The sequence below is a fragment of the Actinocatenispora comari genome (genome assembly GCF_017312725.1).
In the GTDB taxonomy this organism is placed as follows: Bacteria; Actinomycetota; Actinomycetes; order Mycobacteriales; family Micromonosporaceae; genus Actinocatenispora; species Actinocatenispora comari.
The window spans coordinates 1-26,960 of sequence record NZ_BOPO01000030.1 but is presented as its reverse complement, the minus strand read 5'-3'; the positions used below and the strand labels follow the sequence as shown (position 1 = coordinate 26,960).

At 72.6% G+C, this 26,960-nt stretch carries 19 protein-coding genes and 3 pseudogenes; all 22 read right to left on the bottom strand.

Annotated features, from left to right (window positions below):
* A partial coding sequence (locus NUM_RS10560; RefSeq protein WP_207124611.1) for a DUF2567 domain-containing protein occupies nucleotides 1-686 on the bottom strand: 686 nt, incomplete at its 3' end.
* A 54-nt stretch (nucleotides 687-740) separates the two neighbouring features.
* Nucleotides 741-4,283 carry a DNA polymerase III subunit alpha gene (gene dnaE, locus NUM_RS10555; protein WP_207124610.1) on the bottom strand — a complete coding sequence of 1,181 codons (3,543 nt, stop codon included), beginning with the start codon at nucleotides 4,281-4,283 and terminating at the stop codon, nucleotides 741-743.
* Between the two features lie 210 nt (nucleotides 4,284-4,493).
* Nucleotides 4,494-5,504, bottom strand: a pseudogene (locus NUM_RS10550) (MinD/ParA family ATP-binding protein); the annotation flags it as partial.
* A gap of 199 nt (nucleotides 5,505-5,703) precedes the next feature.
* Nucleotides 5,704-6,675 (bottom strand): RluA family pseudouridine synthase, encoded by a 972-nt coding sequence (locus NUM_RS10545; RefSeq protein WP_207124609.1) that lies wholly within the window; start codon nucleotides 6,673-6,675, stop codon nucleotides 5,704-5,706.
* A 149-nt stretch (nucleotides 6,676-6,824) separates the two neighbouring features.
* Nucleotides 6,825-7,451, bottom strand: a pseudogene (lspA, locus tag NUM_RS10540) (signal peptidase II); the annotation flags it as partial.
* Nucleotides 7,424-7,852: pseudogene (locus NUM_RS37145) on the bottom strand (TraR/DksA family transcriptional regulator); the annotation flags it as partial. The pseudogenes lspA and NUM_RS37145, both read right to left, overlap by 28 nt.
* A gap of 682 nt (nucleotides 7,853-8,534) precedes the next feature.
* Nucleotides 8,535-9,224 (bottom strand): hypothetical protein, encoded by a 690-nt coding sequence (locus NUM_RS10530; RefSeq protein ID WP_207124607.1) that lies wholly within the window; start codon nucleotides 9,222-9,224, stop codon nucleotides 8,535-8,537.
* A gap of 45 nt (nucleotides 9,225-9,269) precedes the next feature.
* Nucleotides 9,270-10,145, bottom strand: a complete 876-nt coding sequence (locus NUM_RS10525; protein WP_207124606.1) for a DivIVA domain-containing protein — start codon at nucleotides 10,143-10,145, stop codon at nucleotides 9,270-9,272.
* Between the two features lie 130 nt (nucleotides 10,146-10,275).
* Entirely contained in the window at nucleotides 10,276-10,572 is a 297-nt protein-coding gene (locus NUM_RS10520; protein WP_225918482.1) for a YggT family protein, read from the bottom strand.
* Nucleotides 10,573-10,590: 18 nt separating this feature from the next.
* Entirely contained in the window at nucleotides 10,591-11,283 is a 693-nt protein-coding gene (locus NUM_RS10515; protein WP_207124615.1) for a cell division protein SepF, read from the bottom strand.
* Between the two features lie 140 nt (nucleotides 11,284-11,423).
* Nucleotides 11,424-12,146, bottom strand: coding sequence for a YggS family pyridoxal phosphate-dependent enzyme (locus NUM_RS10510; protein ID WP_207124605.1), 723 nt, complete (start codon nucleotides 12,144-12,146; stop codon nucleotides 11,424-11,426).
* On the bottom strand, nucleotides 12,143-13,303 hold the full coding sequence (gene ftsZ / locus NUM_RS10505) for a cell division protein FtsZ (RefSeq protein WP_207124604.1): 1,161 nt from the start codon (nucleotides 13,301-13,303) through the stop codon (nucleotides 12,143-12,145). The genes NUM_RS10510 and ftsZ overlap by 4 nt, the downstream gene beginning before the upstream one ends.
* 232 nt (nucleotides 13,304-13,535) lie before the next feature.
* Complete coding sequence (locus NUM_RS10500) at nucleotides 13,536-14,036, bottom strand: DinB family protein (RefSeq protein ID WP_207124603.1); 501 nt, start codon at nucleotides 14,034-14,036, stop codon at nucleotides 13,536-13,538.
* Nucleotides 14,037-14,104: 68 nt separating this feature from the next.
* Nucleotides 14,105-14,887, bottom strand: a complete 783-nt coding sequence (locus tag NUM_RS10495; RefSeq protein WP_207124602.1) for a cell division protein FtsQ/DivIB — start codon at nucleotides 14,885-14,887, stop codon at nucleotides 14,105-14,107.
* On the bottom strand, nucleotides 14,887-16,353 hold the full coding sequence (gene murC / locus NUM_RS10490; RefSeq protein ID WP_225918481.1) for a UDP-N-acetylmuramate--L-alanine ligase: 1,467 nt from the start codon (nucleotides 16,351-16,353) through the stop codon (nucleotides 14,887-14,889). The genes NUM_RS10495 and murC overlap by 1 nt, the downstream gene beginning before the upstream one ends.
* The gene (gene murG / locus NUM_RS10485) at nucleotides 16,350-17,468 is read right to left on the bottom strand and encodes an undecaprenyldiphospho-muramoylpentapeptide beta-N-acetylglucosaminyltransferase (protein WP_207124601.1); all 1,119 of its coding nucleotides are present in this window, start codon (nucleotides 17,466-17,468) and stop codon (nucleotides 16,350-16,352) included. Before murG ends, murC begins: the two co-directional genes overlap by 4 nt.
* Complete coding sequence (gene ftsW, locus NUM_RS10480) at nucleotides 17,465-18,949, bottom strand: putative lipid II flippase FtsW (RefSeq protein WP_440588071.1); 1,485 nt, start codon at nucleotides 18,947-18,949, stop codon at nucleotides 17,465-17,467. The genes murG and ftsW overlap by 4 nt, the downstream gene beginning before the upstream one ends.
* 111 nt (nucleotides 18,950-19,060) lie before the next feature.
* Nucleotides 19,061-20,470 carry a UDP-N-acetylmuramoyl-L-alanine--D-glutamate ligase gene (gene murD / locus NUM_RS10475; protein WP_207124600.1) on the bottom strand — a complete coding sequence of 470 codons (1,410 nt, stop codon included), beginning with the start codon at nucleotides 20,468-20,470 and terminating at the stop codon, nucleotides 19,061-19,063.
* The gene (mraY, locus tag NUM_RS10470; RefSeq protein WP_207124599.1) at nucleotides 20,467-21,588 is read right to left on the bottom strand and encodes a phospho-N-acetylmuramoyl-pentapeptide-transferase; all 1,122 of its coding nucleotides are present in this window, start codon (nucleotides 21,586-21,588) and stop codon (nucleotides 20,467-20,469) included. The genes murD and mraY overlap by 4 nt, the downstream gene beginning before the upstream one ends.
* Nucleotides 21,585-23,006: a UDP-N-acetylmuramoyl-tripeptide--D-alanyl-D-alanine ligase gene (locus NUM_RS10465; RefSeq protein ID WP_207124598.1), complete on the bottom strand. Its 1,422-nt coding sequence runs from the start codon at nucleotides 23,004-23,006 to the stop codon at nucleotides 21,585-21,587. Before NUM_RS10465 ends, mraY begins: the two co-directional genes overlap by 4 nt.
* Nucleotides 23,003-24,586: a UDP-N-acetylmuramoyl-L-alanyl-D-glutamate--2,6-diaminopimelate ligase gene (locus NUM_RS10460; protein WP_207124597.1), complete on the bottom strand. Its 1,584-nt coding sequence runs from the start codon at nucleotides 24,584-24,586 to the stop codon at nucleotides 23,003-23,005. The genes NUM_RS10465 and NUM_RS10460 overlap by 4 nt, the downstream gene beginning before the upstream one ends.
* 242 nt (nucleotides 24,587-24,828) lie before the next feature.
* On the bottom strand, nucleotides 24,829-26,960 hold a 2,132-nt coding region (locus tag NUM_RS10455), incomplete at its 5' end, for a peptidoglycan D,D-transpeptidase FtsI family protein (RefSeq protein WP_308440562.1).

Below are 26,960 nucleotides of genomic sequence, written 5' to 3'. Positions count from 1 at the left end.
CCGGCCGGACCGGACGGATCGCCCGGCGCCGCGCCCGGCTGAGCCTCGGCGCCGGCAGCCGGACCGGACTCGGTCGCGGCCGGATCGGCGGGGCGGCGGGCCGGGATCAACGGCAGCCGGACCGGATCGACCAGTTCCGGGATCGCCGGGGCACCGGCGCGCCGGGCCCGCAACGCCGGGTACCGGGAGAACCCGGCCAGCACGGTGTAGGTGAGCACCGCGAACAGCGGGGCGAGCACGACCGCGCCGCGCGCGCCCAGGCGCAGCGGGTACGGGAACCGCCAGCCGGGCTGGGCGGCGCCGAGCAACGCGTTGAAGTCGGCCAGCCCGATCCGGCTGCCGACCCAGGCGGCCAGCACCGCGCCACCGGCGCCACCCACCGCGAGCACGGCCAGCAGCAGCGGACCACGGTACCGGCGCAGCACCACCCAGCAGACCACCGCGGCGACCAGCCCGCCGGCCGCGGTCAGCACCGCGAGCCAGCCGTCGGCGGCGGCGAACGTCTCGGTCTCCAGGTTGTACATCCCGCCCTGGTCGGTCATCACGACCTCGGCGCGCGGGGACAGCACCCACCAGAGCAGGCCGAGTGGCGCTCCGGCCGCCGCGACGCACACCGCCGCAACCACCAGTACGAGTGCCTCGGCCCACCGTGGCACGCCGGCTCGGCGCGGCATCGTCGTCTTCATCGCGGCGATTCTCCCAACCTCGAGCAAGTCGGCGGACCCGGGCCCCGCGGCCGGCTACTCGAGACAGCCGGCGCCGAGCAGGCTCTTCAGCTCCGACATCAGGCCGGGACCGGGCGTGACCCGCAGCGTGTCGTCGAGCGCCAGCAGGTGGTTGCGTTCCCGGCCGACCAGCTTCACCCGCACCGCGGTCTCGCCGCGGTTGTTCAGCAGGGTGCGCTTGAGCTCGCCGACCAGGTCCGGGTCGACCCGCTCGGCCTGGATGGCCACCGTGACCGCCGGCTCGGCGGCCAGGTCGGCGTCGGTGATCTCCAGGGTGCGCATGTCCATCGCGACCACGCTGATCTCCTGGTCGCGCCGGTTGACCCGGCCCTTCACCGCGATCGTCAGGTCGGGCGCCAGGTACTGCCCGACCAGCTCGTAGGTCTTGGGGAAGAACAGCACCTCGATGCCGGCGTCGAGGTCCTCGACGGTCGCCTTCGCCCAGGCGTTGCCCTGCTTGGTGACCCGGCGCTCCAGCGCGGAGATGATGCCGGCGATGGTCACCGACGTCCCGTCCGCGACGTCACCGGAGACCAGATCGGCGATGCGCTGCTCGCTGTTCTTGCGCAGCACCCGCTCGGCGCCGTCCAGCGGGTGACCCGACACGTACAGCCCGAGCATCTCGCGCTCGAACTCCAGCGCGGTCTTGCGCGGCCAGTCCTCCCCGGTCAGGTCGACGTCCATGCCCACGACGGTGTCCGGGGCGGTGTCGGTCATCCCGCCGAACAGGTCGAACTGGCCCTCCGCCTCGCGCCGCTTGACCCCGGTCATCGCCTCGACCATGGTCTCGTGCTGCTCCAGCATCGGCCGCCGCGGATGCCCCAGCGAGTCGAACGCGCCCGCCTTGATCAGCGACTCGATCACCCGCTTGTTGCAGACCGGCAGCTCGATCTTGGACATGAAGTCGGTGAACGAGGTGTACGGCTCCTTCTCGGTGCGGGTCTTGATGATGCTGGCGACCACGTTCGCACCGACGTTGCGCACCGCGCCGAGGCCGAACCGGATGTCGCCGCCCACGGCGGTGAAGTAGTTGTCGGAGTCGTTGACGTCCGGCGGCAGCACCTTGATGCCCATCTTGCGGCACTCGGCGAGGTAGACCGCCATCTTGTCCTTCGAGTCGCCGACCGAGGTCAGCAGCGCCGCCATGTACTCGGCCGGATAGTTCGCCTTCAGGTAGGCGGTCCAGTAGGACACCACCGCGTAGCCGGCGGCGTGCGACTTGTTGAACGCGTACCCGGCGAACGGCAGGACGGTGTCCCACAGCGTCTGGATGGCATCGTCGGAGTACTTGTTCTCCCGCATCCCCTTCTGGAACGCGGCGAACTGCTCCTCCAGCACCTCCTTCTTCTTCTTGCCCATCGCCTTGCGCAGGATGTCGGCCTGGCCCATCGTGAAGCCGGCGACCTTCTGCGCGATGAGCATGATCTGCTCCTGGTAGACGATCAGGCCGTACGTCTCCGCCAGGATGTCGCGCAGCGGCTCCTCCAGCTCGGGGTGGATCGGCACGATCTGCTGCCGGCCGTTCTTGCGGTCGGCGTAGTTGAGGTGCGCGTTGACCGCCATCGGGCCCGGCCGGTACAGCGCGATCACGGCGGTGGCGTCGGAGAACCCGGTCGGCCCCATCCGCTGCAGCAGCGCCCGCATCGCGGTGCCGTCGAGCTGGAACACGCCGAGCGTCTCGCCGCGCGCCATCAGCTCGTACGTCGCCTTGTCGTCGAGCGCCAAGGTCTCCAGGTCGATCTCGACGCCGCGGTTGGCCCGGATGTTGTTGATCGCGTCGCCGATGACCGTCAGGTTGCGCAGGCCCAGGAAGTCCATCTTCAACAGGCCCATCGACTCGCACGACGGGTAGTCGAAGCCGGTGATCATCGCGCCGTCCTGCGGACGGGCCCAGACCGGGACCGAGTCGATCACCGGCTCGGACGACATGATCACCGCGCAGGCGTGCACGCCGGCCTGCCGGATCAGCCCCTCCAGCCCGCGCGCGGTCTCGAAGATCTTGCCGACCTGCGGGTCGGTCTCGATCAGGGTGCGGACCTCGGTGGCCTCCGCGTACCGCTCGTGCTTGGGGTCGACGATGCCGGACAGCGGGATGTCCTTCGCCGCGACCGGCGGCGGCAACGCCTTGGAGATCTTGTCGGCGATGGAGAAGCCGGGCTGGCCGAAGTGGATCCGGGCGGCGTCCTTGAGCGCCGCCTTCGTCTTGATCGTGCCGAACGTGATGACCTGGGCGATCTTGTCCGCGCCGTACTTCGCCACCGCGTAGTCGATCATCTCGCCGCGGCGGCGGTCGTCGAAGTCGAGGTCGATGTCGGGCATCGAGATGCGCTCGGGGTTGAGGAACCGCTCGAACAGCAGCCCCAGCGGGATCGGGTCCAGCGCGGTGATGCCCAGCGCGTACGCCACCAGCGCGCCCACCGCCGACCCGCGGCCCGGCCCGGCGTAGATGCCGGACTCCTTGGCGTGCCGCACCAGATCGGCGACGACCAGGAAGTACGCCGGGAAGCCCATCCGGTTGATGACGCTCAGCTCGTAGGCGGCCCGCTCCCGGTGGCCTTCCGGGATGCCACCCGGGAACCGCTTCGCGAGGCCCTCCATCACCTCGTGCTCCAGCCAGGTCTCCGCGTTGTACCCGTCCGGCACGTCGAACCGCGGCATCCGGTCGTGGTGGGCGAAGACCTCCTCGTACGACCCGACGCGCTCGGCGATCAGCAGCGTGTTGTCGCACGCGCCGGGCAGCTGGGAGTCCCACAGCTCGCGCATCTGCGCCGGGGACTTGATGTAGTAGCCGCCGCCGTCGAGCTTGAACCGGTTCGGATCGTCCAGGGTGCTGCCGGACTGCACGCACAGCAGCGCCTCGTGCGCCTTCGCGTCCTCCGCGGCCACGTAGTGCGAGTCGTTGGTGATCACCGGCCGCAGGTCGAACCGCTTGCCGATGTCGAGCAGCCCGGTGCGGACCCGCTTCTCGATGTCGAGCCCGTGGTCCATCAGCTCCAGGAAGAAGTTGTCCCGGCCGAACAGCTCCAGGTAGCGCTCGGCCGCCGCGTACGCCTCCTCCTCCTGGCCCAGCCGCAGCCGGGTCTGGATCTCCCCGGACGGGCAGCCGGTGGTGGCGATGATGCCCTCGGTGTGCCCCGAGATCAGCTCGGTGTCCATCCGCGGCTTGTAGTAGTAACCCTCGATCGAGGCCCGGCTGGACAGGGTGAACAGGTTGCGCAGCCCGGTGGCGTTCTCCGCCCACATCGTCATGTGCGTGTACGCCCCGCCGCCGGAGACGTCGTCGCCGCGCTGGTCGGGCCGACCCCACCGGACCGGCTGCTTGTACGCTCGGTCGCCGGGCGCCAGGTAGGCCTCGATGCCGAGGATCGGCTTGACGCCGGTCTTCTTCGCCTCCTGGTAGAACGCGTACGCCCCGTACATGTTGCCGTGGTCGGTCATCGCGATCGAGTCCATGCCCTGCCGCTGGACCTCGGCGAACAGCGGCTTGAGGCGGGCCGCGCCATCCAACATCGAGAACTCGGTGTGCACGTGCAGATGCGCGAACCCGGACGCCGACATGGCGCGCCTCGCCCCCCTCGTATTCACCTGGACAGCCACGCGCGGAGCACCGGGTGACGGTGACCGCGACCGCGCCGGGAGATGTTGGCCGCACCCCCGGCATCCCACCACGCTAGGGGTGGGGTCTGACAGCAAACCTATCGCTCCGCCGGCCGCTCGCGCCGACCGGCACGCCCGGACGATGCCGGGGGTGGCCGGCGCCACCCGCGATCACCGGTCCGGCCCGAAACCCTCGCTGATCGCGACCCCGGCGTACAGCCAGGCCATCCGGGTGGCCGGGGCCAGCTTCGAGTACTCGATGGTCGAGCCGGGCTCCAGCGACACGTCGTAGGGCACCACGATCGAGGTGCGGGTGCGCGAGCCGAAGTGCTTGAGCAGGTCGGCCGTGAGCGGCAGCGGGTTCGGCGTCGGGCAGCTGATCACCGTGGTCGCCTGCGCCACCAGCTCGCCCATCCCCTGCTCCTCCAGCAGGTCGAGCATCCAGTCGGCGGTGAACGCGGCGTCCTCCCGCGGCACCGTGGTCACGACCAGCTGGTCGGCGGCGCGCAGCACCGTCTGCCAGTTCGGCGACTCGACGTTGTTGCCGGTGTCCACGCAGATCACGTCGTGGGTGCCGGCGAGCAGGGTGAGCACCCGGCGCACCGTGGCCGGGTCCAGCCGGCGGGCGATGCGCGGATCCTCGTCGCCGGCGAGCACGTCGAACGAGCCGTCCTTGGTGTGCCGCAGGTAGTCGTCCAGCACCTCGGCGAGGATGCCCGGGCCGGTCTCGATCCGGTCCAGGTCGTCCACCAGGTGCCGGATGGTGCGGGCGTGCCGGGCGGTACCGGCGCGCAGCCCGAGCGTGCCGCGCAACTCGTTGTCGTCCCAGGCCAGCACGCCGCCGTTGCGGGCGCTGCCCAGCGTCGCCGCGGTCAGCACCGTCGCGGTGGTCTTGTGCACACCACCCTTGGGGTTGACGAACGCCACCACCCGGGACCGGCCGAAGTTCCGCCGCAGCGCCGTGAGCAGGCCGTCCACCGACCCCGTCGCGTACGCCTCCGGACGGTGCCCACCGACCTGCACGGGCACCGGCGCCGAGCGCCGGCCGGCGCGGGTGTCGGGTGCCGGCGACGGCCGCGGGACGAGCGGCGGGGCCGCACCGACCCGGGCCCGCCCGACGCCGGACTGACCCCGACCCGACTGCCCCGGCACGGCATCCACCCCGATCTCGCCGTCCCGTGGTCGGCCGCGGCCCAGCAGGTTCCGCCACCGCGACCCCGAGTCACCGGAGCGGTACGCTCCGGCTCCGGACTGATCCACGCTCGCCTCCCGCCCGACGCCTCACCCATCACCAGGCTACGGAGCCGCCCGAAGATTGCCAGCCCCGCGACCGGCATCGATCTGTTCAACGAACGAGACGGCGCCATCGCGGGCGCGGACCTTACTCTTCGCCGCGCAGTACCGCCAGAGCGTGAGCCAGATCCTCCGGGTACTCGCTGACGAACCGCACCCGGTCACCCGAGCCCGGGTGGTCGAACGCCAGCTCACGGGCGTGCAGCCACTGCCGGGACAGACCGAGCCGCTTCGCCAGGGTCGGGTCCGCGCCGTAGGTCAGGTCACCGGCGCACGGATGCCGCAGCGCCGAGAAGTGCACCCGGATCTGGTGCGTGCGGCCGGTCTCCAGCCGGACGTCGACCAGACTCGCCGCCGGGAACGCCTCCAGCGTGTCGTAGTGCGTCACGCTGGGCTTGCCGCCCGACACCACGGCGAACTTGTAGTCGTGGTGCGGGTGCCGGTCGATCGGCGCGTCCACCGTGCCGCGCAGCGGGTCGAGCTGCCCCTGTACCACCGCGTGGTAGCGCTTCTCCACCGTGCGCACCTTGAACGCCCGCTTCAGGATCCGGTACGCCCGCTCGCTCTTGGCCACCACCATCAACCCGGAGGTACCCACGTCGAGCCGGTGCACGATGCCCTGCCGCTCGGCCGCACCGCTGGTGGCAACGGTCTGCCCCATCGCCGCGAGCCCGCCCAGCACGGTCGGGCCGGTCCAGCCGGGGCTGCCGTGCGCGGCCACCCCGACCGGCTTGTCCACCACCACGATGTCGTCGTCGGAGTGCACGATGCGCAGCCCGTCGACCGGGCGGGCCACGATGGTCGGCGCACCCTCCGGCGCCGGCAGCGTCACCTCCAGGTACGCCCCGGCGGCGACCCGGTCGGACTTGGCCGGCGCGGCCCCGTCGAGGGCCACGTCACCGGCCGCCACCAGGTCGGCGGCCACGGTGCGGGACAGCCCGAACAGCCGTGCCAGCGCCTGGTCGACCCGCATCCCGGCCAGCCCGTCCGGCACCGGCAGGGCGCGATGTTCGCCGGCCGGCGCCACCGGGGTGGCGTCGTCGAAACGCGCACCCGTCATGACGACCGGTCCGTCCGACCCGCCGGTTCGGTGCCGGCGGGCTCGATCTCGGTGCGCTCGCTGGCCGCCTGCCTGTCCTCGGCCCGCGTGGTGCCGGTCGACGCTCCGTCGGTCGGCTCACCGTCGGCCCGCAGGTCATCGGCGGTCGTCGCGTCATCGACGGCCTTGGCATCGTCGGCACCGCGACCCGCGCGGGTGCCGTCCATCCGGCGGCCGGTCAGCTCGAGCAGCACGGCGATGATCACGCCCACCACGAGGCAGGAGTCGGCCACGTTGAAGATCGGCCAGGGGTGCCCGTCCGGGCTGAACACGCTGATGAAGTCGACCACGCCGCCGCGCAGCGGACCCGGCGCCCGGAACAGCCGGTCGGTCAGGTTGCCGCCCGCGCCGCCGACCACCAGCCCGAGCGCCACCGCCCACTGCCACGAGCGCAGTCGGCGGGCGAACCGGACGATCACGATGATGACCACCGCCGCGACCGCGGCGAGGATCGCGGTGTAGCCGGTGCCGCCGATGTTGAAGGCGGCACCCTGGTTGCGGGTCAGCGACAGGTAGACGGCGCCGCCGAGCAGCCGGACCGGATCGCCGGGGCGCAGGTGCGCCACGACGACGACCTTGGTGATGATGTCGACCACCAGGGCCGCCACCGCGATTCCGGCCAGCAACCCGACGACACGTCGGGAAGCGGAACCGTGCGACGGCCGCGCGTGATCATCGCCGGACGAGATCCGGTCGGTGCTGTCCTCGCTCAGCGCCGTTCCTCCAACTGCTTGCACGCCACGCAGAGCGTCGCCGACGGGAAGGCGGCGAGTCGCCCGGCGGGAATCGGGTTCCCGCACCGCTCACAGTATCCGTAGTGGCCGTCGTCGAGCCGCTCCAGGGCACGCTCGACCTGCGTCACCCGGTCGCGAATGCCGTTGGCCAGCGAGATCTCCTGCTCGCGTTCGAACGTCTTCGTCCCGGTGTCGGCCTGGTCGTCGCCCGCCGAGTCGGTCAGCCGGTCACGCTGCAGGTCGGTCAGCTGCGCCATGGTCTTCTCGTACTCGGTGTGCAGTTCGACGAGTCGCTCGTTGAGCGCCACCCGAATCGTCTCGGTTTCCGCCGCGCTGCGGGTCTTGCGGGTCGTGCGCTTGGCCGCCGGCTTGGCGGCGGGCTTGGTGGTGTCGGCGGCGGAGGCCGACGACCGGCGGGCGGCCGGCTTCTTCGTCGCGGTCGACCGGCTCGACCCGGTGGTGGCCGAGCCGCTGGTGGCCGAGCCGTTGGCGCCGGCAGCGGCCGCGGCGGCCCGGCCGGTACCGGTACGACCGCCGCTCGCGCGTTTCGGGTCGGCAGCGGAGGATGTGGTCGTCCGGCGTGCCGTGCCCGTGCTCTTGGTGCCCGACTTGGTGGTCATCGTCGCCCCCTTGGCCGCGCTCTCGCGGCGGTCGTGGTGATGTCACCGACCTCGCCGACGCACCGGCGCCGGGCGTCGAGACAGATGACTGACCGGCCGGTGGCCGGTCTCGGTGTGGAAGACGAACGGCACCGGGCCCGCCCGGTGGATCGCCACCGGTCGACGGCCCGATTCGGCCAGCGAGAAGCGGCACCGGTCACCGACCGAAACACCGCGTCGCCTGGCCATTTCGGCTCCCACATGCAAAACGGGCGCGGCACGTCGGACCCTCGGCCCGACGCGACGCGCGTGGAACCACCAAGGATACGGAGTAGTTGGGCGTCCGACAAACATCCGCGAATATCCGACTGTCAGCGAATGATCGCCCTCAGTGAGCGTTATGCTGGCCGGTTTTGCCTGCGCACTCCACCCACGGTGCTCAGCGGTGAACCGCTCGGGCCACGCCAGGCATACCGGTCGGAGCGGGTCAGGCCAGGTCGGGCGTGCCACCCAGCAGCACGGTGTCCGGCTGGCACCAGCCGCACGGCCCGAAGCCCAGTTCGACCGCCTCCGCGACCGGTAGCGGCTCCGCCTCCTTGTCCAGCAGGTGCGGGCAGCCGGTGACGTGGTAGCGGGGCCTGCCGTCCACGACGAGCACCTCGGCCGGCAGCCGAGCGATCAGCTCCGCATCCGACCGCGGCGTGCGCTGTTCCGGCGGCTCGTCCAGCGGATCGTCGGCCGGGTCGCCCGGTCCGTCCTCGTGCTCGCGCGGCCAGGCCTCGCCACGCGGCGCCTGCACACCGTCCCGCTCGGGCTCGCGTGTTGGTGCGGCCGCGGGCCGGTCCAGCGGCCAGGGCGGGCGCTCGTCACCGGTCTCGGCCGGTACCGGGTCATGTCGTCGCGGCAGATCCAGCCGATCGGTGGGGCCGGCACCCGAGTGGGCGACCACCGACGGGCGGTCGGCGACCTGCTGCCGCCCGGTGTCCTCGTCCTCCGACGCCGGTGCGTCGTCGTCGGCGCGGTCAGCGTGCGTGCGCCGGGCCCCCAGGTACAGGGCCACGGCCGCGAGCAGGCTGACCGCGATCGACACCACCAGCAGCAGATCGAGCCCGCGCAGCAACCCGAGCACCAGCAGCACCGCTGCAATCAGGATCAGCAGCAAGCTGGCAATGATCACGGGTCACCTCGGCCGCGTGGTATCCGGTTCGGGAGGAACAGGATCCTACCGGCTGTTGCCGTCGCCGTTGGGCAGACCCAGCCCGTTGCGGCCGGAGTTGTACGAACCGCCCAGGCTCGCCGCGGCCAGCCCGGAACCGTTGGTGGACACCTGGCGGTTGCTGCCGCTGCCGCCGCCGACCTCGCCACCACGGCTCAGCTCGTCCTCGATGCCCTGGCCACGCGCGCCCAGGTCGCGCAGCTGGCTCTCCAGGTACGCCTTGAGCCGGGTGCGGTACTGCCGCTCGAAGGCCTTCAGCTCCTCGATGTGCTTCTGCAGCGCGGCCCGCTTGACCTCGAGGCCACCCATGGCCTCCTGGTGCCGCTGCCGCGCATCGCGCTCCAGGCCCTCGGCCTTGGTGCGCGCCTTCTGGGTGACGTCGTCGGCCTTGGCCCGGGCGTCGGACAGCAGCTTGTCGGCCTCCCGACGCGCGTCCGAGACGTGGTCGTCGGCGGTGCGCTGGGCCATCATCAGCACCCGCAGCGCCTGCTGCTCGCCACCGTCGCCGCCGGCCGCCGCGGCCGGGACCGCCGGCACGGCGCCGCCCTGGGCGTGCATCGCCTCGAGCTCGGCCTGCGCGTTGCGGACCGCCTGCTCGGCGTTCGCCTTCTCCGCTTCCAGCTGCTCCAGCTGGCCCTTCAGATCGGCGTTCTCCGCCACGAGGTGCTCGGGAGCGCCACCGCCGACCACCGGTGCCGGGGCGGCGCCGTGCTGCAGCCGCTCGACCTGGGCACGGAGCTCGTTGTTGTCTTCCACGAGGCGGACGAGTTCACGCTCGACCTCGTCGAGGAAGGCATCCACCTCGTCCTCGTCGTACCCCCGCTTGCCGATGGGGGGCTTTTTGAACGCGACGTTGTGCACGTCGGCCGGGGTCAGCGGCATCGAAACTCCTCGGTTCAGCTTGCGACCGCGTGGCTCGCTGTCGATAGGACCGGGACCGGGCCATCTCGATCCGACCGGTCGCTCGACCGTGCCAGGTGCCACCGGACCGCGGGGCGATCAGCCCGGGGGGCTAACCACGAAGCAACCACGGCAGCACGACTCTCAACAGCACGTACACGATAACCAGCAGTATCAGGAAAGCCAGGTCCAGGCTCACGGTACCAATCCGGAGCGGCGGAATGACCCTCCTTAGGGCTTTCAGGGGAGGATCAGTGACGCTCCACACGACCTCCATCGCGGCGGCCGCGCCCCTCCGAGGTTGCCACCTGCGCGCAAACTGCATCACGAAGCTGAGCACGAGCCGCGCCATCAGAAACAGAAGGAAAAAGTAAACGACCAGGTAGAGGACCTGGAACAGGACCGACACGAGCGATGGACTCCCGGTTCAGCTCTGGTTGAAGAACCCACCCTCGGCGATCTTGGCCTTGTCCTCGGCAGTGACCGTGACGTTGGCCGGTGAGAGCAGGAACACGCGATTGGTCACCCGTTCGATCGTACCGCGCAGCCCGAAGATCAAACCGGCGGCGAAATCGACCAGGCGCATGGCATCCGCTTCGTCCATTTCCGACAGATTCATGATCACCGGAGTGTTGTCCCGGAAATGCTCACCGATGGTGCGGGCCTCACTGTAGGTAGTGGGGTGCACCGTGGTGATCCGGTAGCTGTCGGCGCTGTCGTCGGACACCACCGCACGCTCCCGCAGCTGTACCTGCGGCGCCAGCGCCAGGTTGTCCTGAGTGAGCGGGGTCACCGACCCGCGGCCGATGGTGCGCACGCCGGGCCGCTCGGTCAGCCGCTCCGAGGCGGCCGGCGCCAGCCGTGGCCGGACCGGCTCGGGCTCGAACTCCTCCTCGGCGAAGTCGGCGTCGTCGAAGTCCCGGTCGTCCACCTCGCGGCCGGTGTCGCGGGTCGGTCGCCGGCTCTCGTACCGACCGGTGTCGTAGCGAGCGGCGCTCTCCTGGCGGCCGGTCGACTGGTAACCGTCGGAGCCGTCGTAGCGGTCGTCGTCGGCCTCGTAGCTGTCGTCGTCGTCCTCGACCAGGCCGAGCCAGACGCCGGCCTTGCGCAACCTACCCATCGGGCACCTCCTCCCGTGACACCGTCCTGCCACGTCGCGCGCCCCACCCATCGGGACGTTCCCCCGCGATGCGCCGCCTGCGAAACGGACGAGATCGGTGAGCGTGAATAACAGCGATGTAGTTCTGCTCCGAGCTCAGGCTAACCCAGCTTGGCGCGTCGGCCGAGCAATCCGCTGCCGACACGCACGTGTGTCGCCCCGTGCCGGACGGCCGCCTCCAGGTCACCGGTCATCCCGGCGGATAGCATCGATGCGTCCGGTTCGCGCTCTCGTAGCCACGCCGCGTGCTCGGCCAGACGACCGAACGCGACGTCCGGATCGCCGCCCAGCGGAGCGACCGCCATCAGCCCACGCAGTCGCAGCCGCGGCGCCGCGGCGATGACGTCGTCGACCAGCGCGGGCAGCTTGGCCGGCGCCACCCCGCCGCGCCCCGGCGCGTCGTCCAGCGACACCTGGATCAGGACGTCCAGCGGCCGGTCCCGGTGCGCCGCCACCGCCGCGCCGAGGGCGGTCACCAGCGCCGGCCGGTCGACCGACTGGACCACGTCGGCGTACCGCACCACCGACCGTGCCTTGTTGCGCTGCAGCTGACCGACGAAGTGCCAGTGCACGTCGACGCCGCCGGCGGCGAGCTCGGCGGCCTTGGCCGCCGCCTCGCCGTCCCGGTTCTCCGCCACCACCCGCTGCCCCAGCTCGGCCAGCAGCCGCACGTCGGACGCCGGGAACGTCTTGGTCACCGCGATCAGCGACACCTCACGCGGTGACCGGCCGGCGGCCAGGCACGCGTCGGCGATGCGCCGACGCACCGAGGCGAGGTTTCCCACCAGCTCGGTGCGTCGGTCGATCGGCTCCGACGGGTTCACGCGCCGTTCTTGAGGAAGTCCGGCACGTCGACGTCGTCGAACAGCACCTTGCGCGGCGGCCGCTCGGCCGGGGTCGGCTGCTGCGGCGGCCGGGTGCTGGTGCTGCCCGCGGTGGTCGCCGGCGAGGTCGGCGCCGGCGCGCTGGTCGCCGCCGGCACCTCGGCGGCCGGTGGCTTGCGGCCGACCTCCGCCTGCGGCTTGTACGCCGGGGCGCCGCCGTCGAAGCCCGCCGCGATCACCGTGATGCGCACCTCGTCGCCCAGCGCGTCGTCGATGACCGCGCCGAAGATGATGTTCGCGTCCGGATGTGCCGCGTCGGTGACCAGCTGCGCCGCGTCGTTGATCTCGAACAGACCGAGATCCGAGCCGCCGGCGATGGACAGCAGCACGCCGCGGGCGCCGTCCATGCTCTGCTCCAGCAGCGGGCTGGAGATCGCACCCTGCGCCGCCTCGACCGCCCGGTCGTCGCCGCGGGCGCTGCCGATGCCCATCAACGCCGAGCCGGCGTTGGACATCACGCTCTTGACGTCGGCGAAGTCGAGGTTGATCAGGCCCGGCGTGGTGATCAGGTCGGTGATGCCCTGGACACCGGACAGCAGCACCTGGTCGGCCTGGCGGAACGCGTCCATCATGCTCATCGTCCGGTCGCCGAGCTGCAACAGCCGGTCGTTCGGGATGACGATCAGGGTGTCGCACTCGTTGCGCAGCTCGTCGATGCCGGTCTCGGCCTGCACCTGGCGCCGCTTGCCCTCGAACGAGAACGGCCGGGTGACCACGCCGATGGTCAGCGCACCGAGCTTGCGCGCGATGTTCGCGACCACCGGGGACGCGCCGGTGCCCGTACCGCCGCCCTCGCCGCAGGTCACGAACACCATGTCGGCGCCCTTGAGCACCTCTTCGATCTCGTCCCGGTGGTCCTCCGCGGCCTTGCGACCCACGTCGGGGTTGGCGCCGGCGCCGAGGCCGCGGGTCAGCTCCCGGCCCACGTCCAGCTTGACGTCCGCGTCGGACATCAGCAGCGCCTGGGCGTCGGTGTTGATCGCGATGAACTCGACGCCCTTGAGTCCGACCTCGATCATTCGGTTGACGGCGTTGACGCCGCCGCCACCGCAGCCGACGACCTTGATGACCGCCAGGTAGTTGTGCGGAGGTGTCATCGGTCCGCCTTCCCTTTCGCTGTGCTGCTCCCCGCCATGGGCCGGGTCAACCCTCAACCTCAACTAGAGGGTTATAGTTATGTCAACCTCGACCCTGTTCCGGAACGTACGGGCCGGTTCGACGATCTCCAAGCATCCGAAGCGGCGTGTCGGCCACGTTTGCCGGTTCGGCGACCACTCCGCCCGTTCGGCGGCGGACATCGACCCCGCCGAAAGTCCATAGTGGACGATGTCAGGTCCCGGTCGTGCCGTCCAGCAGTTCCCGCACCACGTCCAGGTGACCGTTGTGCCGGGCGGTCTCCTCGATCTGGTGCAGGTAGATCCAGCGCAGTGTCCTCGGCCGGTCGCCGGAGCCGACCGCGCGCCGGGCCACGAACGACAGGTCGAGGCCCGCCGTCAGCTCCCGCGACCGGGCACACTGCGCGTCGTACCGGTCGAGCAGCTCGGCGAGCGGCACGCCTTCCGGGGCAACCCAGTCGGCGTCCGGATCGTCGTCGTCGGCGAGGCGCGGCCCGTCGTGCAGCACCGCCTCGAACCAGTACTGCTCGTTGTCGGTGAGGTGCGCGACCAGCCCGGCCGGCGACAGCAGCGGCGAGGTGCGCACCGGCGCCTGCCGGGCGAACAGCTCGTCCAGCCCGGTGCACTTGAGCCGCACCGTGGCGCGGTGGTAGTCGAGCCACTGCTCCAGCGCCGGCCGGTCACCGGCATCGGTCGCCGGGTCTGCTCGCTCCATTGTGGACACCTCCGATACACGGACGTTACCAGCCGGAACCGGTGCGGCCCAGCGAGTAACGGGGCCGGTCAGCGGACCACCACCAGGTCGGGGGCGCTGACGTCGATGACCGTGCCGTCCTTGCTCAGCAGCGCGGTCGCCGCGGCCGCCTTCCGGGCGCCGCTGGACGAGTCACCCCACACGACCGTACGGCCGTGTGCGAGCACCAGCCTGATCCGGGTCGGTCGCGGCACCTCCACCCGGACCAGTTGGGCCCGCAGCCGCGGGGTCAGCTGCCGCAGCACCTCCAGGCCGGCCAACGTCGGCACGTCGCGCGGACCGGGATCGGACACCACCAGCGTGGGCAGCTTCGCCGGCGCGGCCGGCATCGTCCGGAACACCACGCCGGAACCGTCGACCAGCCGCACCGAGGAGCCGTCCGGTACCGCGGCGGCCGGGGTGCGTTCGGTGACCGTGACCACGACGGTGTGCGGCCAGTCCCGGGTGACCTCGACCTTCGCCACCGGTGCGAGCCGGCGCACCCGGGCGCCGACCGCGGCGAGATCGACGCCCGGCAGCGGAACGCCGGACGGTACCGCCGCGGTGCGGGCCACGGTCCGGGCCGGCACGACGTGCGCGCCGCGCACCGTCACGTCCCGGACCGCGAACGCCTCGGTGTGGTAGACGACCACGTAGCCGGCCACCACCGCGGCGACCGCGACGCCGGCCACCGACAGCGTCAGCGCGGTGCGGCGGCGGTTGCGCCGGGACCGGGCGACCAGCCGGCGCAGCAGCGCCGACAGCGCCTGCCGGCGGGCCTGCACCAGCCGCCACCGGCGCGGAGGCCGGGTGTCGCGCGCCGCGCCCGCCATCAGCCCGCGGCGTCCGCCGAGCCGGACCGCTCCGCCAGCGCCGCGAGCAACTCGTCGCCCATCATCGAGATCGGCGGGGCGCCCATCGTCACGACCAGATCGCCCGGCCGTGACCGGCGCAGCACCTCGGCCGCGACGTCCGACCAGGACGACACGAACACCTTGTGCCCGTCGGGCAGCGGTACCGCGTCGGTGAGCGGCCGGCCGCCCTCACCGGGGCCGCGGGTCTCCCCCGGCCCGAACACCTCCATCACGATCGCCTCGTCGGCGATCGCCAGCGCTTCGGCGATCTCGGCCTGCAGCTCGCGGGTGCGGTACAGCCGCAGCGGTTGGAACACCACGACCAGCCGGCCGTCGCCGGTGACCTCGCGCAGGGTGGACAGCGCGGCGGTCATCGACACCGGGTGGTAGGCGTACTCGTCGTAGACGCGGACGCCGTCGGCGGTGCCCTTGTGCTCGAACCGCCGGCGTACCCCCGGAAACGCGGCCAGCGCCTCCGCGACGGCGGCGAACTCGACGTCCAGCCTCACCGCGGTCAGCAGCGCCGCCGCGCTGTTGAGTCCCAGATGCCGGCCGGGCGTCGGCAGGGTGACCTCGCCGAGCTCGACCCCGTCCAGTACCGCGGTGTAGCGCACGCCGCCGATCGCGGAGGTCAGGTTCGCCAGCCGCAGGTCGGCGTCGGCGGACTCGCCGTAGGTGTAGACGGTGCGGCCCTCGCCGCGCATCCGGTCGGCCAGCTCCCGGCTGCCCTCGTCGTCCGCGCAGGCGACCAGGAACCCGTCCGGGGTGATGCCGCGGCAGAACTCGGCGAACCCGTCCTGCAGCCCGGCCAGGTCGCCGTAGGTGTTGAGGTGGTCGCCGCGCACGTTGGTGACGATCGCCGCGTGCGGCCGGTACCGCAGGAAGGAGCGGTCGGATTCGTCGGCCTCGATGACGAAGAACTCACCGGAGCCGTGGTGCGCGTTCGAACCGGCCTCGGAGATCTCGCCGCCGATCACGAACGACGGGTCCAGGCCGCAGTGCTGCAGCACCAGGGTGACCATCGAGGTGGTCGTCGTCTTGCCCTGGGTACCGGCGACCGCGATGCCCTTGCGACCCACCATCGCCGCGGCCAGCGCCTCGGAGCGGTGCAGTACCCGCAGGCCACGCCGGCGCGCCTCGGCCAGCTCGACGTGGTCGGCCGGGATGGCGGTGGAGTAGACGACGGTGTCGACGCCGTCCAGGTTCGCCTCGGTGTGGGTGTCGTGGATGACGCCGCCGAGCGCGCGCAGCCCGGCCAGCGTCGGCCATTCGCGCAGTTCGCTGCCGGTGGTCGGGATGCCGCGGGACAGCAGCAGCCGGGCCAGCCCGCTCATGCCCACCCCGCCGATGCCGATCAGGTGCACCCGGCCGAGGTCCTCGGCGCTGGGCGGCACCGCCGCCGTGCCGACCGCCTCCGGCTGTTCGGTGGTCTGTTCGGTGCTCACTGGCCCGCCCCCTTCGCAACCGCCTCCAGCGTGAACGCCCGGAGCGCCTCGTCGCCGTCGCGCCGACCGTAACCGGCGGCGGCGGTGCTCATGGCCGAGATCCGGGCCGGGTCGCGCAGCAGCGGCAGCAGGTTCGTCTCGATCCACTGCGCGGTCAGGTCGGCGTTGTCGACGATCATGCCGCCGCCCGCCTCCACCACCGGCAGCGCGTTGCGCCGCTGCTCACCGTTGCCGTACGGCAGGGGTACGTAGATCGCCGGGACGCCGAGCGCGGTGGCCTCGGCGACGGTCATCGCGCCGCCCCGGGACAGCAGCAGGTCGGCCGCGGCGTACCCGAGCTCCATCTCGGACAGGAAGGGCAGCGTCACGTACGGCGCGGGCAGGTCGGTGGGGATCTCCACCGGCTCGTTGCGGGCGCCGATGATGTGCAGCACCTGGCAGCCGGCCGCGGTGATCGCCTTCGCCGCCCCGGCCATCGCCAGGTTGATCGCGCGGGCGCCCTGCGAGCCGCCGTACACGAACACGGTGGGGCGGTTCGGGTCGAGGCCGAAGTGCGCGCACGCCTCGGCGCGGCGCGCGGCGCGGTCCAGCGAGGTCAGCGAGCGGCGCAGCGGCACGCCGACCACCCGCGCATCGGCCAGTGACGGGACCAGCTGCGGCTGGTGCTCGAAGCCGACCGCGACGTGATCGGTGAAGCGCATGCCGAGCTTGTTGGCCACCCCCGGCGGCACGTTCACCTCGTGGATGACGATCGGGGTCTTGCGTCGCCAGGCGGCCAGGTAGCCGGGAACCGCAACATATCCGCCGAAACCGACCACCGCGTCGGCGGCGACCTCGTCCAGCACCGCACGGCAGGCACGCATCGAGCGGATCATCCGCGGGCCGGTCTTGACCAGGTCCACGTTGACCGACCGGGGCAGCTGGTAGGCGGGCACCTGGCGCAGGTCGTAGCCGGCGGCCGGGATGATCTCGTTCTCCAGGCCCTTGGCGCTGCCCAGGCAGGTGATCCGGATGTCCGGATCGTGCCGGCGCAGGCAGTCGGCGAACGCGAGCAATGGGTAGATGTGGCCGCCGGTGCCACCACCGGCGAGAACCACGGAGCGCAGGTCGGTCAACGTCTTTCCTTGCCGGTCGTCGTGCGGGAACCGGTCCGGGGGCCGGGCCGGCGGCGTCGTGTCTCGGTCCTGGACGATCCTGCCGTACGCCCGCGGGTGGCGCGCACGCCGGGTTTGCCCCCCGCCGGGCGAGACCGCGCGGGCGGGGTCGTCGGCCGGGTGGAGCCCGGCAGCGGCGGCAGCGGCACCCAGAGTAGCCGGACCAGCCGGCTCGGCGCCCGGGCGTGCAGCGCTCGCGCCGCGTCCGGCTCGGTCCGGGCGAACGAGGCGAGCATCCCGATCGCGGTGAGCGTCACCACCAGGGCGGTGCCGCCGGCGGAGATGAACGGCAGCGGCACCCCGGTGATCGGCAGCAGGCCGACCACCGCACCGATGTTGATCACGGCCTGGCCGGCCAGCCACAGGGTGCAGGCGGCGGCCACGGTACGCCGGAACGGGTCGTCCACCCGCCGCGCGATCCGCAGCCCGGCGTAGGCCAGCACCGCGAACAGCGCGAGCACCACCACGCAGCCGACCACGCCCAGCTCCTCGCCGATGATGGCGAAGATGAAGTCGTTGTGCGCCTCCGGCAGCCAGTCCCACTTCTGCCGGCCCTGACCGAGCCCGAGGCCGAACCAGCCGCCGTCGGCCAGCGCGTACATACCCTGGGTGGACTGCCAGCACGGACCCTGGATGCTGTCCGCCGAGGTGCAGCCGGTCGCCTTCGCCGCGTGGGTGAACGACAGGATGCGCTCCAGCCGGTAGCTCTGCTCGGCGATCAGCACCACCACGCCGGCCAGCGCCACCCCGAACAGCCCGGCGAAGACCCGGAACCGGACGCCGGTGACCCACAGCAGGCCGAGGAACACCAGCAGCATGCACAGCATGGTGCCCAGGTCGTTCATCCCGACCAGCAGGAACAGCAGCGCGGTGACCGGGAACAACGGCATCGCGAGCCGCTTCCACTTCGTCACCGAGTCGCCGCGGCGCACCAGCAGGTCGGCACCCCACCAGACCAGCGCGAGCTTGCCCAGCTCGGCCGGCTGGAACTGGATCGACCCGATCGTGATCCAGTTCAGGTTGGTACCGACCGGGCCGACCTGCCCCGCCGGGAACAGCACCAGCACCAGCGCGAACAGCAGGCACACCACCATCAACGGCAGCCCGAGGAACCGGTACGTGCGGGTCGGCAGCCGCTGCGCGACCCAGAACGCCAGCACCCCCACCGCCGCCCACAGCCCCTGCTGCTGCACCCCGGCGTACGCGCTCTGCTGCGAGTCGAACGACGGGACGCTGGTGGCCGAGAAGACCATCACCAGCCCGATCACCAGCAGCAGGCCGGCGCTCGCGACGAGCAGGTAGTACGAGGCGAGCGGGCGGCCGAGCAGCCCGTGCAGCGCCGCGAACGGTTCACCGACCAGCCGGCCGAACGCCGAGTCCGCGGGCCCGGACGGCGCAGACCCGCGGCGTGCGGGTGGCGCGTCGGTCACCGAACCGGTCACTGCCACTCCCGTCTGCCGCGCCGCCGACACAGCGGCTCCACCACCCCGCCGGCGCGACGACTCCGCCACGCTGCCGACGCGACGACTCCACCGCGCCGCCGGCGCGAAGGGTCAGGCCACCGGCAGAGCGGCCACCGCCGCGGCGAACCGGTCCCCGCGCTGCGCGTAGCTGTCGAACATGTCGTACGAGGCGGCGGCCGGCGCCAGCAGCACCGTGTCGCCGGGGCCGGCCAGCCGGGCCGCCGCGGCGACCACGTCCGCCATCGCCCCATCATCGGACCTGGACACCTCGATCACCGGGATTGTCGGCGCGTGTCGGCGCAACGCGGCAGTGATCTGCGCCCGGTCGGCGCCGAGCAGCACCGCACCGGCGAGCCGGTCGGCGACCCGGGACACCAGCTCGTCCGGGTCGACGCCCTTGAGCTGGCCGCCGGCGATCCACACCAGCCGCGGGTAGGACAGCAGCGAGGCGAGCGCCGCGTGCGGGTTGGTCGCCTTCGAGTCGTCCACGTAGGTCACGCCGGCGACCTCGGCGACCCGCTGGTTGCGGTGCGGCTGCGGGACGTAGCCGGCCAGGCCGGCGGCGACCGCCTCCGGGCCCACCCCGTACGCGCGGGCGAGGGCGGCCGCGGCCAGCGCGTTCGCCACGTTGTGCGCGCCGGCGGGCCGCACCTGCTCGGCCGCCACCAGCTGCACCGGCTGGGCCCCGACGGCAGCGCCGGTGGACTCCCCGCGGCCGAACGCACGGTCGACGAGCATCCCGTCGACCACGCCGAGCTGGCCCGGCGCCGGCTCGCCCAGGGTGAACGACACCTGCCGGCCCGGTACCGCGGCCAGCAGCGCGGCCACCGTCGGGTCGTCGGCGTTGCCGATCGCGGTACCGCCGAGCGCCGCGCCGCGCCACACCGCGGTCTTGGCGCTCGCGTACGCGTCCCGGTCGCCGTGCCAGTCCAGGTGGTCGTCGGCCAGGTTGAGGTACGCCCCGGCGAGCGGCGCCAGTCGCCGCGACCAGTGCAGCTGGTAGCTGGACAGCTCCACCGCGAGCACCCGGCACTCGTTCGCCCGTACCGCGTCGATCAGCGGATCGCCGATGTTGCCCACCGCGCGGGCGGACAGCCCCGCCGCGGACAGGATCGCGGCGAGCATCGTCACCGCGGTGGTCTTGCCGTTGGTCCCGGTCAGCGCCAGCCAGTCGGCCGCGCCCGCCGGGCGCAACCGCCAGGCCAGCTCCGGCTCGCAGTACACCTCGAGGCCGGCCGCCTGGGCGGCGACCACCAGCGGATGGTGCGGCGCGAACACCGGCGAGACGACCAGCTCGCTCGCCTGCGCGAGCAGCGCGGTCGGCGGCTCCGGCGCCACCAGCGTGTCGACACCGGCCGCGGCCAGCTCGGCCAGCCCGGCACTCGCCGAGCGGTCCAGCACCGTCACCACCGCGCCGGCGTCCACCAGGGCGCGCGCACACGCCGTGCCGCTGATGCCGGCGCCGGCGACCAGCACCCGGCGCCCCTCGTACCCGGTCACACGTTGCTGCCTATCGCCGACGCGGTGAAGTCGGCGTAGAAGATCGCCAGCCCGGCCGTGATGCCGATACCGGAGATGATCCAGAACCGGACGGTGATGTTGACCTCGCTCCACCCCGCCAGCTCGAAGTGGTGGTGGATCGGTGTCATCCGGAACACCCGTCTACCGGTACTGCGGAACGAGACGACCTGGATGATCAGCGAGACGGTCTCGATGACGAACAGCGCGCCCAGGATGACCAGCAGCAGGATCGTCTTGGTCGAGATCGCGAGGCCGCCGATCAACCCGCCCAGACCCAGCGCGCCGGAGTCACCCATGAAGATCCGGGCCGGCGACGCGTTCCACCACAGGAACCCGAACAGCGCCCCGGCCGCGGCCCCGGCTATCAGCGCCGCGTCCAACGGATCTCGGACGTTGTAACAGAAGTGGGTCAGCTGGTGGGTGTCGGAACACCAGTGCCGGTACTGCCAGAACGAGATCACCGTGTACGCCAGCAGCACCATCACCGAGGTCCCGGTGGCGAGGCCGTCCAACCCGTCGGTGAGGTTGACCCCGTTGGAGGCGGCCAGCACCACGAAGATGAACAGCACTACCGCGCCGACCCGGGTGATGTCCAGCCAGGGGATCTCCCGTACGAAGGAGATGTACGGGCTGCCCACCGTCGGGTTGTGGATGCCGTTCGGCGAGACCGCGTCGGGGTTGAAGTACAGCGCGATGACGCCGAAGACCGCGCCGACCACGGCCTGCCCGAGCAGCTTGCCCTTGGCCGAGAGCCCGGCGCTGTTCTTCTTGCGTACCTTCAGGAAGTCGTCGATGAAGCCGACCGCGCCCATGCACACGAACAGGCCGAGCAGCACGATCGCGGTGACCGTCGGCTTGTGCGGCCGGCCCGGCAGGGTCAGCAGCGTCAGGTGGCCCACCAGGTAGGCGACCACGGTGGCCAGGATGAAGACCACGCCGCCCATCGTCGGCGTGCCCTTCTTCGCGAAGTGGGTCTGCGGGCCGATCTCGCGGATCGGCTGGTCGGCCTTGAGCCGGCTGAAGTAGCGGATCGCCAGCGGCGTACCGAACAGGGTGAGTACGAACGCCACGAGGGGTGCGACGATGACCGATCTCATGCCGGCGCCTCCCGGTCACCGAGCGCGCTGTCGGCGGTCTCCCGCAGCGCGTCGGCGACTTGCCAGGTTCGGTAGCGCGAGCCCTTGACCAGAACCACGTCACCCGGCCGCACCTCGTCGGCCAACAGCGCGATCGCTGCCTGTTGGTCAGGCACCTGCACCGACTGTCCCTCCCACCCGGAGTCCGCGGCGCGCGCACGCGCGCCCTGATCGATGCCGGCCGCCTCCGGTTCCACGGCGACCACGCGGTCCACCCCGAGCTCGGCGGCCAACCGGCCGACCTGCTCGTGCTGGGTCTGTTCGAACCGGCCCAGCTCAGCCATGTAGCCCAACACCGCCCAGGTGCGGCGGTCGGCCCCGATCGTGGCCAGCGCCCGCAACGCGGCGGTCATCGAACCGAGGTTCGCGTTGTACGAGTCGTCGATGACGGTCACGCCGTCGGAGCGGGTGAACACGTCCATCCGGCGCGGCGAGGCCGGCCGCAGCTGGCCCAGCGCCGATCCGACCTCCGGGAGCGGCATCCCGCACGCCAGGGCCACCGCGGCGGTGGCGAGCGCGTTGGAGACCTGGTGCGCGCCGAACAGGCCGAGCCGCACCGGGACCGACTCGCCGCTCGCGTGCAGCGTGAACGACGGCCGGCCGGCCCCGTCGACCGCCACGTCGGTGGCGCGCACGTCGGCGTCGGGCGCGGTGCCGAACAGCACCACCCGCGCCTTGGTGCGCTGCGCCATCGCGCGGACCCGCTGGTCGTCGGCGTTGAGCACCGCCGTCCCGTCCGCCGGCAGCGCCTCGACCAGCTCGCCCTTCGCGGTCGCGATCGCCTCCACCGAGCCGAACTCGCCCAGGTGCGCGCTGCCGACGTTGAGCACCACGCCGATCCTCGGCGGCGCGATCTCGCACAGGTACGCCACGTGGCCGATGCCGCGCGCGCTGCACTCCAGCACCAGGTACCGGGTGTCCCGGTCGGCCTGCAGCACCGTGTACGGGTGGCCGAGCTCGTTGTTGAGCGTGCCGACCGGTGCGACGGTGTTGCCCGACCGCGCGGTCAGCGCGGCGATCATGTCCTTGGTGGAGGTCTTGCCGGAGGAGCCGGTCACCCCGATCACGGTGGTGTCGGGCAACCGGTCGACCACCGCCCGGGCGATCCGGCCCAGCGCCATCAGCGTGTCGGCCACCAGCACCGTCGGCACGCCGGTACGTTCCTCGGCCACGGCCGCGACCGCGCCGGCACCGACCGCGGCGGCCGCGAACCGGTGCCCGTCGTCGCTGTCCCCGCGCAGCGCCACGAACAGGCCGCCGGCGGTGATCGCGCGCGAGTCGTACTCGACCCCGGCGGTGACGGTCGCCGTCGGTTCGGCGCCGTCCACCAGCGCTCCGCCGGTGGCCACGGCCACGTCGGCGAGCGAGAGCTCGATCATGCGTCCTCCTCGAACCGGGCCCGCAGCGCGGCCGCCAGCACCACCCGGTCGTCGAACGGGTGCACCTGGCCCGCCACCTCCTGCCCCTGTTCGTGTCCCTTGCCGAGGACCGCGACGATATCGCCCGGTCGGGCGGTCGCCACCGCCGCGGCGATCGCCGCGGTCCGGTCGCCGCCGTCGGTCCAGTGCGCGCCGGCCACCCCGGCCGCGCCGGCCGCGACCTGCGCGCGAATCGCCGCCGGGTCCTCGCTGCGCGGGTTGTCGTCGGTGACGATCACCTCGTCCGCGCCGCGCGCGGCCGCCTCGCCCATCATCGGGCGCTTCCCGGCGTCCCGGTCACCGCCGGCGCCGACCACGCAGATCACCCGGGCCCCGGTCGGCGCGGCCGCCTCGCGCAGCGCGCCGAGCGCCGCGGCGACCGCGTTCGGGGTGTGCGCGAAGTCGACCACGCCCACCACCGGCCCCGGAGCCGTCACCCGCTCCATCCGGCCCGGCACCCCGCCGCAGGCGGCCACCCCGGCCACCGCGGTCGCCGGGTCCACCCCGGTCGCGGCCGCCACCGCGATGGCCAGCAACGCGTTCGCCACGTTGTACCGGCCGGGCAGCAGCACGCTCGCATCCCGCCGCACCCGGTCCGGGCCGGTCACCACGAACCGCTGGCCGTACCCGTCCCGGACCACGGTGTCGGCCTGCCAGTCGGCCGCCGGCCGGCCCTGCGCCGACACCGACACGGTGCGGCCGGGATGCGCCAGCTTCGCCACCGCCGGGTCGTCGACGTTGAGCACCTCGACCCCGGCGCGGCCGTCGAACAGGCTCGCCTTGGCCGCGAAGTAGTCCTCCACGGTGCCGTGGAAGTCCAGGTGGTCGATGCCGAAGTTGGTGAACGCGCCGACCGCGAACCGGGTGCCGGCGACCCGGCCCAGCGCCAGCGCGTGGCTGGACACCTCCATCACCATGGTGTCCAACCCGCGTTCCAGCGCCACCGCGAACAGCGCCTGCAGGTCGGTCGCCTCCGGCGTGGTCCGGGTGCTCGCCAGCCGCTCGTCGCCCAGCCGCGTCTCGACGGTGCCGATCAGGCCGGTGCGCCGGCCCGCCGCGGTCAGCGCCGACTCGACCAGGTACGCCGTCGACGACTTGCCGTTGGTCCCGGTGATGCCGAGCACCGCGAGCCGCTCGCTGGGCCGGCCGTACACCTCGGCGGCGAGCTCGCCCAGCCGCGCCCGCGGGTCGTCGACCACCAGCGCCGGTACCCCGGCCGCGGTGGCGGCCGGCGCGCCGGCGGCGTCGGTGAACACGGCGACCGCTCCGGCCGCCACCGCCTCGGCCACGAACTCGGCTCCGTGTCGGCGCGAGCCGGGCAACGCCGCGTACACGTCGCCGGGAACCACCTCGCCGCTGGCGTGCGTGACGCCGCTGATCACCGGATCCCCGGCGCCCTCGATCCGGACGCCGCCCGACCGGTCGTCGGCGCCGGCGAGCGGGCCGGCGCCCGGGTCGCTGTCGGGCCCACCGGTGGGCGCGGGAGACACGGACGGGGCACCCACCGTCGGCGGCTCGGCGCCGAGGCGTGCGGCGAGCATCGCGAGCCGGGTCGCGGGAACGGTCCGTGGTCGCGGAAAGCCTGGCACGAGGCATGACCCTACCCGGACACGGCGTCGCGCATGGCGTGGGTACGACCCGTCCGGCGCGCCGAGACCGCCTGATGTGTCGGGATCCTGCCCAGCGTGACCCGTCTGGCACCCAGCGGATCCCGACGGTCGCGCTGCGCCGTTGCTCCCGTGCGCTGCGCCCGCACCGCACTGCGCTCCGCTCATCCCGGCGGCTACTTGTGGTACAGCGTGAACGACGGCGTCTTCGCGTCGGTCGGCGGCACCTTCTCGTGGCCCAGGGTGAAGCGCATCAGGTCCTGGAACACCGGACCCATGTTCGCCCCCTCGCCGGTGCCGCTGGTGTGCGCGACCACCGCCACCACGTACCGCGGGTGGTCGGCCGGCGCCATGCCGATGAACGACTCGATGTTGCCCTTCTGGTACGAGCCGTTCACGACCCGCTGCCCGGTGCCGGTCTTCGCCGCGATCTGGTACCCGTCGACCGCGCCGGACAGGCCGGTCGCACCGGGCGCGGTGGTCACCGCCACCATCGCCTTGCGTTCCGCCGCGGCGATCGACGGGGACAGCACCCGGTGCCGCGACACGCTCGGCGTCGACTTCGTCCCGTCGGGCGACACCGTGTCGGCGATCAGGTGCGGTTGCACGTACTCGCCGTCGTTGGCGATCGCCCCGTACGCGGCGGCGAGCTGCACCGGAGTGACCGCGATGCCCAGGCCGATCGGGATCGAGCCGTGGTCGGCGCCCTCCCAGTCCTTCGCCGGCCGGACGATGCCGCTCGCCTCGCCGGGCACGCCCTCACCGGTCGCACTGCCCAGCCCGAACTTGCGCTGGTACTCGTACAGCCGCTGGGCGCCGAGCTTGTTCGCCACCTTGATGGTGCCCACGTTCGACGAGTACGCGAAGATGCCCGGCAGCGTGATGTCCACGTCGTTGAGCGGTGTGGTGTCGGCGTAGGTGGTGTCGGCCACCGTGATCGTCGGCTCGACGTGCACGGTCGAGGACGGCTTGATCACCCGGCACTGCAGCGCCGCACCCAGCGTGATCGCCTTCTCCACCGACCCCGGCTCCACCACCGCCTGGCTGGCGTAGTCGGTGCGTTCCGCCTTCGTCGAGTCGGCGAAGTTGGCCGCGTCGTAGGTCGGGTAGCTCGCCTGCGCCAGCACCTCGCCGGTCTTGACGTCCAGCACCACCGCCGCACCCATGTCGGAGTGCAGCGGGCGCAGCTTGCGGGCCAGCGCCTGCTGCGCCTCGAACTGGATGTCCGAGTCGAGCGTCAACCGCACCGACCCGCCCGGCTTCGGCGTCACCTCGCGGTGGAAGCCGTCCGGGATCTCCTCCCCGGTGCGGCTCGCCTCGTACTGCCGCTTGCCGTCCACCCCGCGCAGCAGCCCGTTGTACTTCGACTCCAGCCCGGTCAGGCCGGACAGGTCCCAGCCGGTGACGCCGATGATGTTCGCCGCGAGGTCGTGCCCGGGTACGTCCCGGCGCTCGTCGGCGCGCACCCCGATGCCGGGGATGTCCATCGCCTCCACCTGGTCGCCGATCCGGATGTCGACACCGCGGGCCAGGTAGACGAACCGGTTCGGCGATCCGTTCGGCAGCTTCTGCTTGCGCATGTCCTTCTCGAGGGTGGACCGTGGCACCCCGAGCACCCCGGACAGCCGGTCTGCGGTCTTCGCCGCATCCTTGACCATCGTCGGGTCGGCGAACACGTACCGCGCCTCCGCCGAGCGCGCGAACGCCTGCCCGTTGCGGTCCACGATCGAGCCGCGCGGCGCCGGCAGCGGGACCGTCTGCAGCCGCTGGTGCAGCGCCTTCTGCGCCAGCGCCGGAGCGTCGGTGAGCTGCAACTGCACCAGCCGACCGCCGATCACCGTGAACAGCACCAGCACCACCACGGTGCCGAACCGCAGCCGCCGGCCGGGGCTGCCCAACCGGGCCACCCGGCGTCGGATCGGCCGCGGCTTCGCCGGGCGGGGACGGGTCGGCCGCCCCTTGCGCCCCGTCGACTCCGCCCCCCAGGACCCGGCCCGGGCACCGGCACGGCGACGCGCACCGCGGTCGGGGTTGCCGGCGCGCCCGGACCGGCCGGCGTCCCGGGCCCTGGCAGCATCGCGGGCCCTGGGGATGCCGCGGGCCGTACCCTTGCCGCCGCGAGCCCCGGTGCCGGGGCGTCCCTTCGCGGTGCCGCGGGCCTCGGTGTCGCGAGCCTTGCCGTTGCCGCGGGACTGACCGCCGCTGCGGGACTTGGCGTCGCCGCGCGACCTCCCGCCGTCGTCCCGGTCCGGCCGGCCCCGCCCGGCACCGCCCGGTACCGCCCGCGCCGACCCGGCGCGGCCGGCCG

Excerpts from the sequence above, each read along its gene's own strand:
- dnaE (WP_207124610.1), bottom strand. The coding sequence starts at position 4,283 with ATGTCGGCGTCCGGGTTCGCGCATCTGCACGTGCACACCGAGTTCTCG.
- NUM_RS10545 (WP_207124609.1), bottom strand. The coding sequence starts at position 6,675 with ATGACGGGTGCGCGTTTCGACGACGCCACCCCGGTGGCGCCGGCCGGC.
- NUM_RS10525 (WP_207124606.1), bottom strand. The coding sequence starts at position 10,145 with ATGCCGCTGACCCCGGCCGACGTGCACAACGTCGCGTTCAAAAAGCCC.
- NUM_RS10515 (WP_207124615.1), bottom strand. The coding sequence starts at position 11,283 with ATGGGTAGGTTGCGCAAGGCCGGCGTCTGGCTCGGCCTGGTCGAGGAC.
- ftsZ (WP_207124604.1), bottom strand. The coding sequence starts at position 13,303 with ATGACACCTCCGCACAACTACCTGGCGGTCATCAAGGTCGTCGGCTGC.
- NUM_RS10500 (WP_207124603.1), bottom strand. The coding sequence starts at position 14,036 with ATGGAGCGAGCAGACCCGGCGACCGATGCCGGTGACCGGCCGGCGCTG.
- NUM_RS10495 (WP_207124602.1), bottom strand. The coding sequence starts at position 14,887 with ATGGCGGGCGCGGCGCGCGACACCCGGCCTCCGCGCCGGTGGCGGCTG.
- mraY (WP_207124599.1), bottom strand. The coding sequence starts at position 21,588 with ATGAGATCGGTCATCGTCGCACCCCTCGTGGCGTTCGTACTCACCCTG.
- NUM_RS10465 (WP_207124598.1), bottom strand. The coding sequence starts at position 23,006 with ATGATCGAGCTCTCGCTCGCCGACGTGGCCGTGGCCACCGGCGGAGCG.
- NUM_RS10460 (WP_207124597.1), bottom strand. The coding sequence starts at position 24,586 with ATGCTCGCCGCACGCCTCGGCGCCGAGCCGCCGACGGTGGGTGCCCCG.